The sequence below is a fragment of the Actinoalloteichus sp. AHMU CJ021 genome, from assembly GCF_002895405.1.
GTDB lineage: Bacteria > Actinomycetota > Actinomycetes > Mycobacteriales > Pseudonocardiaceae > Actinoalloteichus_B > Actinoalloteichus_B caeruleus.
This window is the reverse complement of sequence record NZ_CP025990.1, coordinates 445,233-459,114: the sequence shown is the minus strand read 5'-3', so window position 1 is coordinate 459,114 and position 13,882 is coordinate 445,233. Positions and strand designations below refer to the sequence as shown.

Below are 13,882 nucleotides of genomic sequence, written 5' to 3'. Positions count from 1 at the left end.
TTTTCCGCACTCGAGAGGAACGGGGCCGACGTCATGCCGCACCACATTCTCTTCCTGTGCCACCCCGACCACGGTCACGTGATTCCCAATCTGGCGGTGGTGGCGGAACTGGCGGGCAGGGGGCACCGCGTCAGCTACCTCACCGCGGAGAGCATGGCCGAACTCACCAGCAACGCCGGGGCGACGACCATCCGCTACGACTCCCGTTACAAGCAGGCCGACTTCCACTCCGTCGCCCGCGACCCCTGGTACCTGCTGTCGCTGCTGCTCGACGAGAGTGCCAGGATGCTCGACGCGGCCGAGGCCGAGTTGGGCGAGGACCGCCCCGACCTGATCGTCTACGACACCTCCATCCTGCACGCCGGCCGCATCCTCGCCCGCAAGTGGGGAGTGCCCGCAGCCCAGCTCATCCCGATGTTCGCGTCGAACGAGAGCTTCTCCTACCTCAACGCCATGTTCAACCCCGACGGCGCGGAGGGGGCACTGCCCGGATGGGTGCACGACATGCTCGCCAACATCGCCGCGCTCGCCGCCCGGCACGGCGTCGACGCACCGCCGCAGGAACTGTGGTGGGAGATCCCCGACTTCAGCCTCGTGAACATCCCGCGTGAGTTCCAGTACGCGGGCGACAGCTTCGACGAGCGGTTCGCCTTCGTCGGCCCCTGTGTCGGCGACCGGGGGTTCCTCGGCAGTTGGGAACCGCCGGGCAGCGGCCTGCCCGTCGCCCTGGTGTCCTTCGGGGCGGTGTTCAACGAACACCCCGACTTCTTCCGCACCTGCGTGCGGGCCTTCACCGGCGCCCCGTTCCACGCCGTGATGACCGTGGCCGACGGCCTCGACCCGGCCGAGCTGGGTGAACTGCCATCCAACGTCGAGGTCCACCGGTGGGTGCCGCACGTGGCCGTGCTGGCCCACGCCTCGGCCGCCGTCACCCACGGCGGGATGGGCACGGTGATGGAGGCCCTGCACGCCGGTCGGCCCATGGTCGTCATCCCCACCTCCGCGATCGACGCCGTCACCGCCCGCCGGATCGCCGAACTCGGACTGGGCGTGACGATGGACCCCGCCGAGGTCACGGCGGAACGGCTGGTGGCGGCGGTGCGCACCGTCATCGAGGACGACGCGGTGCGGGCCGCCGCCGAGCGGATGCGCGGCCACGTCCACGCGGCCGGCGGCACCGCCCGCGCCGCCGGCGAACTCGAGAAGTACCTGACCCGGAGCCGGTGATGGACACACCCGAGTTCCGGATCATGGGGCCGCTGCGGGTGCTCCGTGGCGGTCGTCCCGTCCGCGTGCCCGGGGCCCGGGACCGCGTCGTGCTGTCCATGCTCGCCCTGGACGCCAACCGCGTCGTCAGCGTCGACCGGCTGATCGACGCCGTCTGGGCGGGGGCACCGCCGCGTAGCGCCCGCGGCCAGATCGCGATCTGCGTCTCCCGGCTGCGCCGTGCCCTCGACGACCGCGCCGGCGACGAGGAGAACCGGCTCATCGTCACCGCCAGCCCTGGGTACCAGCTGCGCGTGGACCGGTCGTCGGTGGACTGGCTGCGGTTCACCGACCTCGTCACCACCGCCCGGCGGCTGTCCGGAGTAGACAAGGGCGGGGCCCTGCAACGGCTGCGGGACGCCCTCGCCCTGTTCCGGGGCACCCCGTTCGACGGCACCCCCGGCATGCGGTGCGAGGCCGACCGGCTGGCCGCGGCCTGGCTGGAGACCACCGAGGCACGGGTCGACCTGGAACTCGACCTGGGCAACCACCACGAGGTGATCGGGGACCTCACCGCCATCGCCGCCGAACACCCCCTGCGGGAGCGCACCACCGGCCAGCTGATGACGGCCCTGTACCGGGCGGGGCGTCGTGCGGAGGCGCTGCGGGTCTACCAGGACACCCGCCGCCAGCTGGTGGAGCAGCTGGGACTGGAACCGGGGCCGGAGCTGCGCCGGCTGCACGAGCGGATGCTGCGCGACGCCCCCGGACTGCTGACCCCCGCCGACCCGTCTCCACCCCGCCAGCCCGGGGTGGAGGTGCCCTCCCAGCTACCGCCGCAGCCGCTGCCCTTCGCCGGCCGCACCGAACAGGTCCTGGCGCTGGACCTGATGGTGCGCCCCCCCACCTCGGCGGAACCTCCACCGGAGCAGGCCGGGGCCACCACCTTTGTGTTGACCGGTCGAGGTGGGGTCGGGAAGACCGCGCTGGCCCTGCGGTGGGCGCACCAGCGCATCGGGTCCTTCCCCGACGGGCAGCTGTTCGCCGACCTCCGCGGCTCGGCGCCCGGCGAGCCGGTGGACCCCTCCACCGTCCTGGACCGGTTCCTGCGGGGACTCGGGGTCCCGACGCGCGCGGTACCCGCCGACCCCACCGAGAAGGTCGCGCTCTTCCGCAGCGCCACCGCCCGCCGCCGGCTGCTCGTCGTCCTCGACGACGCCGGCGACGCCAGCCAGGTGCTGCCGTTGCTCCCCGGCGGCGCCGCCTGCCGGGTACTGGTCACCAGCCGTGACCCGCTCGACGAGCTGGTGGCGTTGCAGGGCGCCCACCGGCAGTTCGTCCGGCCGTTGGCCGACGACGAGCTCCGCGAGCTGCTCGTCGCCCTGGTGGGTAGCGCCCCGGTGGCGGCCGAACCGCAGGCCGTCGCGCGGATCGCGGTGATTTCCAACGGGCTGCCGCTCCCCCTGCGGATGGCCGCGGCCCGCCTGTCCTCCCAGCCCTACCGCACCCTCGGGGACCTGGCGGCGACGCTGTCGGCGTCGAGGATGACCGCCCTTCCCCCGGACGTGCGCGGGTTCCGCCTCGACCGGGAGGAGCGGGAGACGGCTCCCACCTGCGCCTGAGGAGGACGTGGCCGCCGGCACGCGGCACCATTCGACACCGGGCGGGGACGGCGCGGTGGAGGGGGGAGCCGCACGCGCCCCCGGGATCCGGGAAGCCGGTGCCGCTGGCGGTTCGGGACATCGCGGAGGACGTCGTCCCCGTCCCCGTCCCGGGCGGCTCGCGGGGACGGCCCACGCCCCGCCCGCCGGCGGACTCCGAGAGGTGGGACCGGGACCAGGCCGGCCGACCGGGGTCACCCCGTGGCCAGCACCGAAGCCACCACCTCGACCAGCAGGTCGTGGTCAGGGCCCCCCGCCGCCCGGCGCCAGGCGACGTGCCCGTCGGGCCGGACCAGCACCGCCCCGGCCGGCCCCACCCCGTACGCCTCGGCCCACCCGGGGCTGGAGAACACCGCCGCGCCGTCGACGCCCACCTCCACCACGGTGAGCGGTACCCCGGTCGTCGTCACCGCCGCCCTGGCCACATCGGCCCACCCGCTGCCCTCGGGCGTCAACAGGGTGAACCCCCGTCCCAGCACGTCCAGGGTGGACACCCGACCGTCCGGGCCGTCCAACCACACGTGCGGGGCCCGATGACCGGGTCGGGCCGTCGGTAGGTAGGTGCGGTACGGGTCCTCCGGCTCCACCAGCGGGCTGCCGTCGGGCACCACGGCCGCCGACTCGTACCGGTAGCCCAGGACCAGCCCCTCCGACCGGCGACGGTCGGCCTGCTGGTCACCGGCCTCCCGCACCGACAGCTCGCCCTCCATCATCCGCGCGGTGATCAACGCGTTGGCCAGGCTCTCGCCGACCGTCCACTCCGCCACCGGCCGCCGCTCCACCTCGTAGGTGTTTAACAGGCCAGGGCCCGCCTGGCCCCGCAGCACCGCCGCGAGCTTCCAGCACAGGTTCCCCACGTCCTGCAGGCCGCAGTTCATCCCGAACCCGCCCTGCGGGGTCGCCACGTGCGCCGCGTCCCCCACCAGGAACACCCGGCCCCGGCGGAACTCGCGGGCTACCACGGCCTGCTGCGTCCAGGGCATGATCCCCACGAGCTCCACGGGCAGGTCCGGGACCCCCACCGCCGCCCGCACCACCGCCAGCGACACCTCCTCGGTGAAGTCCTCGGCGCTGGTGAAGTCGTCGGCGTCCTCCGGCAGGCTCGGGTCGTAACCCGCCTGGATCATCCACCGCCGCTGGTTGTCGACGGCCTCCACCGCACAGGCCACCTCCCCCCGCACGAAGAACAGCCCGCTGATCCGGTCCCCGAGGACGTCCCCGAGGTCGGCGTCGAACATGATGCTGACCATGTGCGACAACGGGGGAGGGCCGTCCACCCCGATGCCCAGCGACTCGCGGACGCCACTGCGGGCCCCGTCGGCGGCGACGAGGTAGCGGGCGGTGACCCGCCGCCGCCCCTCCTCGGACTCGATCACCGCCGTGATCCCGGAGCCGGCGTCCTCGAACCCGGTCATCGTCGTGGCGAAGCGCACCGCACCACCCGGCTGGGACTCGGCCAGCCGCCGCAGCACCACCTCGAACCGGTCCTGCGCGCACAGGTAGGTGTAGGTCGGGCTCTGCGGGACGTCCTCGCCCAGCGGCACCGCCTCCCGCCGGAAGTCCGGCGCCGTCAGCGAACTCCCGATCCCGAGCGCGAGGCTGTCCGCCCGGGGCAGGCCCACCCGCTCCACCTCGTCCTCGACACCCCAGGCGCGCACCAGCTCCATCGTCCTGGTGGACAGCAGCCGGGCCTTCGGGAAGATCGAGGTCCCCTCGTGCCGTTCGACCAGCAGCGACCGCACGCCGTGCCGCGACAGCTCCACCGACGCGGCCAGCCCCACGGGCCCTCCGCCGACGATCAGCACCTCGACCTCGATGTCCTGCATGCCGGCCACACTCGCCCATCGGTCCGGTCCGGTCAACGCGGGGAAATCGCCGTGATACGGCGCTGATAACGCCGCGCCGTAGCTTGTGGACCGAACGAGGACGACGGGTGGGCGTGAGCGGTCGGGACCGGCCGCACCACGGCGGCGCGGCGGACCCGCCGGCACGGCGGGGACGTCGTCCTGACGCCGTCCCCGCGGCCCACCGCGGCGACGGCCCGCCGACCACCCACCACGACGGCGGCTCCCGGTCACCACCGGACCCGGGCGGTGGCGCGTCCACCGCCGTTCCCGTCGTCCGTCCGTCCGAGATCGTTGGAGACGAGGATGCTCTTCCCCGAAGGCACAGTGGCGCTGGTGACCGGTGGCTCGCGCGGCATCGGTCGCGCGGTGTCCGTCGACCTCGCCAGGGAGGGCGCCCACGTCCTGGTCAACTACGCCCGCTCGCAGCAGGACGCGGAGGCCGTCGTCGCCGAGATCGAGGAGGGCGGCGGCAGCGCCACCGCCGTCCAGGCCGACGTCACCGACGAGGCGTCGGTCCGTGCGCTGTTCGCCCGGGTCCGCTCCGACCACCAACGGCTCGACGTGCTCGTCACCAACGCCGGCGTCACCCGGGACCGGCACCTGGTCGCGATGAGCCTGGACCAGTTCCAGGAGCCGATGGGCGTCAACATGACCGGCACCTTCCTGGCCTGCCGGGAGGCGATGCGCATCATGCAGCACCGCAGGGCCGGGGCGATCGTGGCCGTCTCCTCCTCCAGCGGACTCGACGGCGGCTTCCCCGGCCAGACCAACTACGTGGCCTCCAAGGGCGCCATCATCGCCTTCACCAAGGCCCTGGCCTACGAGGCCGCCCCGCACAACATCCGTGCCAACTGCGTCGCCCCCGGCTTCGTCGCCACCGACATGACCAAGGTGCTGCCCCCGCCGACCCGCAAGAAGTACGAGGACAGGATCCGGCTCGGCCGGATGGGGCGACCGGAGGAGATCGCCCGCCTGGTCACCTTCCTGGCCTCGGAGAACGCGTCCTACGTCACCGGCGCCGTGCTCGTCGCCGACGGCGGCGGCCTCGGCTGACCGCTGACCAGAACCGCCGCGAGGAGAACACATGACCACCATCGAGGAGCTGCGGGCCACCGCCGCCGAACGCCAGCGCACCTGCGAGGCCATCAAGAAGATGATCGTGTCGCGGCTCGACCTGCCGATCGAACCGGCCTGGATCACCGACGACCAGCCGCTGTTCGGCCGGGGCCTCGAACTGGACAGCCTCGACGTGCTGGAGCTGTACGTGGCCATCGAGGCCGAGTTCGGCGTCGCCCTCTACGACAGCGACATGGCCGTGTTCGGGTCGGTCTCCCGACTGGCGAACTCGGTGCGCCCCGAACTGGCCGGGGCCGACCCCACGAGCAACGCGTGACCACCGTCGACCGGCCGGCGGTCACCGCGCCGCTGAGCAACGACCAGATCCGCGACCTCATCCCGCACCGGTGGCCGATGCTGATGCTCGACCGGGTCGACTCCGTCGAACCCGGCGTGCGGGGCACGGCGGTGAAGAACGTCACCGCCACCGAGCTCTGGTTCCAGGGGCACTTCCCGACCGAGGCGGTCCTGCCGGGCGTCGTGGTCATCGAGGCGCTGGCGCAGCTGTCCGGGGTGGTGTTCGCCCTGGCCGGCGCCAGCGAGATCAGCTACCTGACCGGTGTCCGGTCGATGCGCTTCCGCCGGCGGATCGTCCCGGGCGACCGGCTCGTGCTCACCGCGGAACGCACCGCCGGCGCCAGGGGCATCGGCGAGTACCGCGTGACCGCACGCGTCGACGACCAGATCGCCGCCGAGGGCGTGATCACCATCACCGACCCGGCGGCGGGCAACCCGTTGAGAAAGGCCTGAGAAATGGAATCCGCGCTCACCACCGCGCATCCCGAGGGGACCGTTCACGGCGTCGTCGGCGAGGCCACCGTGCCGCTGCGGTTCTCCACCCCCGAGACCGAGTACGAGGCCCTGCGCGAACGCGCCGCCCTGCTCGACCTCGGCGGGTCCCGGCTCATCGAGGTCACCGGCGCCGCCGCCACCGACTTCCTCCAGCGGGTGCTGGCCCGCGACGTCGAGTACCTGACAGCGGAACGCTGCATGACCAGCCTCGTCCTCGACGAGGCCGGCCACGTCGTCGACCAGGTCGTGGTGTGGGGCCGGGAGAACGGGGTGCTGCTGGAGAGCTCCACCGGCGGCGGGGCGACCCTGCTGGCCCACCTGACCGAGCAGAACACCGAGGGCGTCGTGCTCACCGACCGCAGTGCCGAGCTGACCCTCCTCGGGCTGGAGGGCCCCTACTCGTGGGGCGTCGTGGGCCGCCTCATCGACGGCGAGCTCGCCGCGCTCCCCCTGGAGTCCGTGGTGGACACCCAGTGGGACGGGGTCGACGTCATCTTCGGCCGCACCGGCGTCACCGGCGAGTACGGCTACAAGGTCATCGTGCCCCGCGAGGCGGCCGAGCGGCTGTGGAAGCAGGCCGCCGAACAGGCCGTGCCGGCCGGCCAGGAGGTGCTGGAACAGGCCATGTTGGAGGTCCGGCAGCCGGTGTTCCGCCTGGAGGCGGCCGAGGACGCCACCGTCGTCGAACTCGGCGCGAACTGGCTGGTCGACATCACCAAGGACGCGTTCGTCGGCCGCGACGCCGTGCTCGCCGCGTTCGCCCGGGACAACCCGGTGCGCACCGTCGGGTTCCGGGGCGGTGACGCCGTCCCGGAACCCGGCACCCGCGTGTTGGCCGCCGGAGAGGACATCGGGGTCGTCGTCCACGCCGTCCGCAGCGTCGGTCTGGGGGCCACGCTCGGCCTGGCCAGGGTCGAGGGGGAGTTCGCCGCCGCCGGGCTGCGCCTGACCGTCGGCGACGAGGAGGTCACCACGTTGACCAGCCCCTACGTCACCCCCAAGAGCTGGAGCATCCCGATCGTCTGATCGCGGGTTCGCCCGAGGAGGAACATTCATGGCGCTGCGACCGGTCGTCATCACCGGCCTGGGAGTCATCTGCGCGATCGGCCGCGACCCGGACGAGTTCTGGCTGCGGCTGACGACCGGGCAGGGTGGCCTCACCCCGGTCGAGGACGAGGCGTACGGGGCGTTCGACGCCCGGCACGCCGGGCAGGTCCCCGACCAGTGGATCAGCGGCCAGCTGCCCGCCGAGGACGCCGGCCTGGACCGCACCGCCCAGCTCGCCCTGGTCGCGGCCCGCCAAGCCCTCCGCCAGGGCGGGCTCGCGGCCGGCGGTGTCCCCGCCGACCGCTTCGGCCTCGTCCTCGGCAAGTGCCAGGCCACCCCGGACGCCGGCGGCCGATACCAGCCCATGCACCACACCGGCGACGTCGTCGCCCAGCGGTTGGGCGCCCACGGCCCCCGCATCCTGGTCTCCACGGCCTGCGCCGCTGGCGGCAACGCGGTGGGACTGGCCAAGGACAAGATCCTCACCGGTGAGGCCGACCTCGTCCTCGCCGGCGGCGCCGACCCCCTGCTGTTCGGCACCTACGCCGGATTCGCCGGCCTCCAGGCGCTCAGCGTCGGACCCTGCCGCCCCTACAGCCGCTCCCTCGGGCTGAACCTGGGGGAGGGCGCGGCGTTCCTGTTGGTCGAACCCCTCGACCTCGCCCTGGCCCGTGGCGCCACCCCCTTGGCCGAGGTCGCCGGCTACGGCCTGTCCGCCGACGCCTACCACGCCACCGCACCCGACCCCACCGGCCGGGGCGGGGTCAGCGCCGTGCGGCGAGCCCTCGCCGACGCCGGTCTCACCGCCGAGCGGGTCGACTACGTCAGCGGCCACGGCACCGGCACCCCGGCCAACGACGCGATGGAGATCAAGGTCATGCGCACCGTGTTCGGCGACCGAGCCGGACAGGTGCCCACCAGCAGCATCAAGTCCTTCCTCGGCCACACCCTCGGCGCCGCCGGCGCCGTCGAGGCGGTGGCCAGCGTCCTGGCGCTGCGGCACGACACCGCGCCCCCCACCATCGGCTTCGCCGGGGACGAGGACACCGCCCCCACCGACCTGGACTTCGTCCCCAACGAGGCCAGGACACTGCCCATCAACACGGTGGTGTCCAACAACTACGCCTTCGGCGGGAACAACGTCTCGCTGGTCCTCACCAGCCCAGGGCAGCCCCGCGACCACGAACCCCTCGCCCCGGTCGACGTGGTCGTCACCGGCCTCGGCCCGGTCACCGGCCTGGCCACCGGCGTCTCCGACCTGACCGAGGCCCTCGCCGCCGGCCGGCGCGGCGTCGGCACCGCCCCCGACCTCACCAGCCGCACCTACGCGCCCCGCACCCTGTGGCGGCACATGAACCGCCTGTCCAGGATGGCCATCGCCGCCTCCCGCCTGGCCTGGGAGGACGCCGGACTGAAACTGGGCAGGGCCGCGCTGGAGAACGTGGGCGTCATGTTCGCCACCGCGGCCGGCTCGGTGGAGAGCACCGACGGGTTCGACGAGAGCGTCGCCGCCAACCCGACCAAACCCGCCGTCCTCAGCTTCTCCAACGTCGTGCTCAACGCCACCGGCGGCGCCGTCTGCCAAACCCTGGGCCTGCGTGGCCCCACCACCACCCTCTGCACCGGCGGCGCCTCGGCGTCCCTCGCCCTGGACTGCGCCGTGGAGACCATCCGCACCGGCAAGGCCGAGGTCGTGGTGGTCGTCGCCGCCGACGAGTCCACGGGGGGCGACACCACCACCGCCCGCCCCTACGACCGGGCCCGCCCCGCCACCGCGTCCGGATCGGCCGCCGTCGCCCTGATCGTCGAGTCCGCCGCGCACTGCGCCGCCCGGGGCGGACGCCCCTACGCCCGGGTGCTGGGCGGCGGCCACGCCAGCTCCACCGGCACCGACGAGGCCGACCTGGTCCGCCGCAGCCTCGCCACCCTCGACCCCGCCGACGTCGGCCTCGTCGTCGGCGCCGGCACCGGCGGCCCCCACGACACCGCCGAGGCCGAAGCCGTGCTCGCCGCACTGCCCGGCGGACCGCTCACCAGCGGCGCCGCCCTCACCGGTGACTGCCAGGCCGCGTCGGGGGCGCTGGCCATCGCCCTGGCCGCCCTCGCCCTGCGGGAAGGCGTGGCCCCGGCGCTGACCGACCTGACGGATCCGGTCGCCGGTGGCACCGGCTCCTACCTGTCCACCCCGAAGCTCGCCGAACCGCTGACCAGGGCGCTCGCCCTGACCGCCGCCCCCGGCTCGGTCCGGGGCTCGGTCCTGCTGGGCGCGCCGTGATGTCGGCCGACCCGCCGCCGTTCGACGTCGCCGAAACCGACCGGCTGCTCACCACGACGCGGTCGGTGCGCCGCCGGCTCGACCTCGACCGGCCGGTGCCCCCGGAAGTCGTCGAGGAGGCGCTCCAGGTCGCGGTGCAGGCGCCGACGGCGAACAACCACCAGAACTGGCGGTGGCTCGTCCTCACCGACCCGTCGGTCAAACAGCGGCTGGCCACCCTCATCGAACCGGCGTGGGAGTTCCAGCGCGACGAGGCATGGACCAAGGCCGGCCGCCGCCGCAACGACCCGCAGGCCCGGCGCAACAACGCCTCGGCCCGCACCCTGGCCACCACCCTGGCGCGGATACCGGTCCTGGTGCTGCCCTGCGTGCTCGGGCCGCCCCCCGACATCGCCGCCGTCGACGCCGAGTGGGCCAGGCGCATCGCCCACAAACCCGCGGACGACCCCGGCCACTCCGTGCGGCTCGGGCCCCTGCGGGCCAGCACCTACTACGGCTCCATCTTCCCGGCGATCTGGTCCTTCCAGCTCGCCCTGCGCAGCAGGGGACTGGGCAGCACGATCACCTGCACCCACCTGCCCTACGAACGCCAGGTGGCGGAGCTGCTCGGCATCCCCGCCGGCGTGAGCCAGATCTGCCTGATCCCCGTCGCCTACACCCGGGGAACCGACTTCCGGCCGGCCGACCGGTACCCGGCCAGGAAACGCACCTTCTGGGAGGGGTGGGGACATGAACGCTGACCACACCGACGTGGTGGTCGTCGGGGGCGGTATCGCCGGGGCCGCCTCCGCCTGCCGGCTGGCCGCCGCCGGCCTCTCCGTCGTCATGCTGGAGAAACAGTCTGAGTACCGGGACCTGGTGCGCGGCGAGTGGCTGGCCCCCTGGGGCATCCAGGAGGCGCACCGGCTCGGCGTCGCCGACGCCTTCGTCTTCGGCGGTGCATGGGAGATCCGCGAGTGGGTCCAGTGGGATGAGGTCGTCGACGTCGACGAAGCCCGCGCGGTGGACATGACCCGGTTCCTCCCCGGCATCGGCGGGCCGCAGTGCTTCCCCCACCACACTGTCTGCGAACTGATGGCCGAACAGGCCGCGGAGGCGGGCGCGCGGGTCGTCATGGGCGCCGGTCAGGTCGAGGTCACCCCCGGACCCGCACCGGTCGTCCGCTACCGGACCGGGGACACCGACCACGAGATCCGCCCCCGGATCGTGCTCGGCGCCACCGGCCGGGTCTGCACCGTCGGCCGGCAGGTCGGCGTCTCCATGGCCAACTCGGTGCACCACTGGGGCGCGGGCATGATGGTCGACGGCCTCGACGACTGGCCGGCCGACGTGCAGGCGATGGGCACCGAGGGCGACGTCATGTTCATGGTGTTCCCCCAGGGCTACGGCCGGGCCCGCCTCTACCTGAACTTCGCCACCGGCCAACAGCGCCGCTACCGGGGCCCCGAGGGGCAGCGCCGCTTCCTCGACGCCTTCGCCCTGGACTGCCTGCCCGACCGGGGCGAGGCCGTCACCAGGGCGGTACCCACCGGCCCGCTGGTCGCCTGGCCGTCGGTGGCGATCCTGCCGCAGAACCCGACCCTGGCCGAAGGCGTCGTCCTCATCGGAGACGAGGCCGGCAACTGCGACACCGTGCTGGGCACCGGACTGTCGTGCAGCCTGCGGGACGCCCGCATCGTCTGCGACACCCTCCTCGAGGGGGACGACTGGTCGGCGGCGGCGTTCGAGCCCTACCTGGCCGAGCGGGAGTTCCGCATGAAGCGGCTCCACTTCGGCGCGACGCTGATGGCCAAACTCCAGGCCGAGTTCGGCGAGCACGCCGTGGAACGCCGACGGCGAGCCCGCCAGCTGATGGCCGAGAACGACGCGCTCCAGGTCACCGGGCTGCTCAACATGGTGCCGCCCGAGGACGTGCCCGAATTCGGATTCAGCGAGTTCTTCGCGGAGCGGCTACTGAGGGAGACCGTGTGACCAACAAGAAACTGCACGTCAACGGCATCGACATCGCCCTGGTCGACCAGGGCGAGGGGGACCCGGTGCTCCTGCTGCACGGTTTCCCCGACTCCTCCTACCTGTGGCGGCACCAGATCCCGGTCCTCGTCGACGCGGGCTACCGGGTCATCGCCCCCGACCTACGGGGCTTCGGTGACTCCGACAAGCCGCAGGAGGTCGAGGCCTACGGCATGCGCACGATCGTCAACGACGTCGTCGCGCTCACCCAGGAACTGGGCGTGCCCCGCGCCCACGTCGTCGGCCACGACTGGGGCGCCGCCGTCGCCTGGATGTACGCCTTCCTCATGCCCCGCCGGGTCGACCACCTCGCGGTCCTCTCCGTCGGCCACCCCGGCATGTTCTCCGCGCCCACCATCGACCAGCGCGCCCGCTCCTGGTACATGCTCTTCTACCAGTTCCCCGGGGTCAGCGAGGAACTGCTGCGGCGCAACGGCTGGCGGCTGTTCAAGGAGATCATGGCCCGCGAGGGCGACCACACCCGCTACCTGCGCGACCTGGCCCGCCCCGGCGCGCTGACCGCCGGCCTCAATTGGTACCGGGCCAACCGCTCCCCCGAGAGCGAACTCCGCCCCGAGGGCAACTTCCCACCCGTGCTGGCGCCCACGCTGGGGATCTGGTCCACCGGGGACAAGGCGATGCTGGAGGACCAGATGATCGGCTCCGGCAAGTACGTGCGCGGCCCCTGGCGCTACGAACGCGTGGAGAACGCCAGCCACTGGATCCCGCTGGACGCCCCCGACGAGGTGAACCGACTGCTCCTGGGCTTCCTCGGCTCGCAGAGCGGCGCGGAACCGGCCCGCCGACGCCGCCGCCTCTGAGACGACCCGTGCCGAACCCACCCGTCCCCCACCGCGCCGGGGCCACCACGACACCGTGCGGCGGACCACCGTCCAGGAAGGAGCAGCCGTGCTCGCGTTCCTCTTCCCCGGGCAGGGCACACTGCGCGTCGGCATGGGCGCCTGGCTCCGGGGACGGCCCGAGGCCACCGAGGTGTTCGACCGGGCCGACCGCCTCCTGGACACCCCGGTGGGGCCCCTGTGCGCCCGGGGCCCGGCCGAGCGGCTCGTCGCCACCGAGAACGCCCAACCCGCCGTCACGGTGTGCGGGCTGGCCGCCCTGGCCGTCCTGCGCGCCGAGGGCCACGAACCGGGCATCGTCGCCGGACACAGCGTCGGTGAACTCGCCGCACTGCACGCGGCCGGGGCCCTGTCCTTCGAGGCGACCCTCCGGCTGGTCGCCACCAGGGCCCGGCTGATGGCGGCGGTCACCGCCACCGGGTCGATGACCGCCGTCCTGGGCCTGAACGTCGACGAGGTCGAGGAGCTGGTCGCCAGGGCCGCCGCACCCGACGAACCGCTGGTCGTCGGACTCGAGAACGCCGCCGACCACGTCGTCGTCTCCGGGGCAACCCCGGCGGTGGACCGCCTCGTCGCCCTCGCCACCGCCGCCCGCAAGACCACACCGCTGACGGTGAGCAACGCCTTCCACTCGCCCCTGATGGCCGACGCCGTCGACGCCTGGGCGGAGGCCGTGCGCGCCGAGGAACTCCGTACCCCCCGGATCCCCGTGCTGCCCAACGTCACCGCCGAACCCACCACCGATCCGGCGGTGCTGCGCGACGCCCTCGTCGACCAGCTCACCCGCCGCGTGCGGTGGGCGCGGACGATGACCCGGCTCGCCGGGCACCCCGAGGTGGAGCTGGCCGTCGAGGTGGGCGACAGCAAGGTGCTCACCGGACTCGCCAGACCCGCCGGGCTCCGCTGCCTGCCGATGTCCGACCCGACCACGCCCCGCCGGCTCACCCGGGAGAAGACCGGATGAGCGGGCCCGGCGCGGGCCACCGCACCGGCACCCGGGCGGCCACCCCCGCCCCGGCCACTCCGGTGCCACACCCGCGACACCGCCCCACCACCGACCCAACCCGC

At 73.6% G+C, this 13,882-nt stretch carries 12 protein-coding genes; 11 read left to right on the top strand and 1 reads right to left on the bottom strand.

Annotation, left to right across the window (positions count from 1 at the left end; all coding sequences use genetic code 11):
* Window positions 1-33: 33 nt before the first annotated feature.
* Both C1701_RS01550 and C1701_RS01545 read left to right on the top strand, forming a co-directional pair.
* Complete coding sequence (locus C1701_RS01550) at window positions 34-1,227, top strand: macrolide family glycosyltransferase (protein WP_103055384.1); 1,194 nt, start codon at window positions 34-36, stop codon at window positions 1,225-1,227.
* The gene (locus C1701_RS01545) at window positions 1,227-2,828 is read left to right on the top strand and encodes an AfsR/SARP family transcriptional regulator (RefSeq protein ID WP_103055383.1); all 1,602 of its coding nucleotides are present in this window, start codon (window positions 1,227-1,229) and stop codon (window positions 2,826-2,828) included. The genes C1701_RS01550 and C1701_RS01545 overlap by 1 nt, the downstream gene beginning before the upstream one ends.
* A 233-nt stretch (window positions 2,829-3,061) precedes the next feature.
* Here the strand turns inward: C1701_RS01545 and C1701_RS01540 are convergent, their stop codons facing one another.
* Window positions 3,062-4,693, bottom strand: a complete 1,632-nt coding sequence (locus C1701_RS01540; RefSeq protein ID WP_103055382.1) for an FAD-dependent monooxygenase — start codon at window positions 4,691-4,693, stop codon at window positions 3,062-3,064.
* Window positions 4,694-5,017: 324 nt separating this feature from the next.
* Between C1701_RS01540 and fabG the strand changes: the two genes are divergently transcribed.
* The 9 genes from fabG (at window position 5,018) to C1701_RS01495 (ending at window position 13,778) form a co-directional block, all read left to right on the top strand.
* Entirely contained in the window at window positions 5,018-5,767 is a 750-nt protein-coding gene (gene fabG / locus C1701_RS01535; protein ID WP_039787671.1) for a 3-oxoacyl-ACP reductase FabG, read from the top strand.
* Between the two features lie 31 nt (window positions 5,768-5,798).
* Window positions 5,799-6,107: an acyl carrier protein gene (locus C1701_RS01530; protein WP_016699779.1), complete on the top strand. Its 309-nt coding sequence runs from the start codon at window positions 5,799-5,801 to the stop codon at window positions 6,105-6,107.
* The gene (fabZ, locus tag C1701_RS01525) at window positions 6,104-6,580 is read left to right on the top strand and encodes a 3-hydroxyacyl-ACP dehydratase FabZ (RefSeq protein ID WP_016699778.1); all 477 of its coding nucleotides are present in this window, start codon (window positions 6,104-6,106) and stop codon (window positions 6,578-6,580) included. Before C1701_RS01530 ends, fabZ begins: the two co-directional genes overlap by 4 nt.
* A 3-nt stretch (window positions 6,581-6,583) precedes the next feature.
* On the top strand, window positions 6,584-7,648 hold the full coding sequence (locus tag C1701_RS01520; RefSeq protein WP_016699777.1) for an aminomethyltransferase family protein: 1,065 nt from the start codon (window positions 6,584-6,586) through the stop codon (window positions 7,646-7,648).
* A gap of 28 nt (window positions 7,649-7,676) precedes the next feature.
* Window positions 7,677-9,944: a beta-ketoacyl-[acyl-carrier-protein] synthase family protein gene (locus C1701_RS01515; RefSeq protein ID WP_016699776.1), complete on the top strand. Its 2,268-nt coding sequence runs from the start codon at window positions 7,677-7,679 to the stop codon at window positions 9,942-9,944.
* Entirely contained in the window at window positions 9,944-10,684 is a 741-nt protein-coding gene (locus C1701_RS01510) for a nitroreductase family protein (RefSeq protein ID WP_016699775.1), read from the top strand. The genes C1701_RS01515 and C1701_RS01510 overlap by 1 nt, the downstream gene beginning before the upstream one ends.
* Window positions 10,674-11,915 (top strand): NAD(P)/FAD-dependent oxidoreductase, encoded by a 1,242-nt coding sequence (locus tag C1701_RS01505; RefSeq protein WP_103055381.1) that lies wholly within the window; start codon window positions 10,674-10,676, stop codon window positions 11,913-11,915. Before C1701_RS01510 ends, C1701_RS01505 begins: the two co-directional genes overlap by 11 nt.
* Window positions 11,912-12,775 (top strand): alpha/beta fold hydrolase, encoded by an 864-nt coding sequence (locus tag C1701_RS01500; protein WP_016700943.1) that lies wholly within the window; start codon window positions 11,912-11,914, stop codon window positions 12,773-12,775. Before C1701_RS01505 ends, C1701_RS01500 begins: the two co-directional genes overlap by 4 nt.
* An 88-nt stretch (window positions 12,776-12,863) precedes the next feature.
* Window positions 12,864-13,778 (top strand): ACP S-malonyltransferase, encoded by a 915-nt coding sequence (locus C1701_RS01495; RefSeq protein WP_103055380.1) that lies wholly within the window; start codon window positions 12,864-12,866, stop codon window positions 13,776-13,778.
* Window positions 13,779-13,882: the final 104 nt, after the last annotated feature.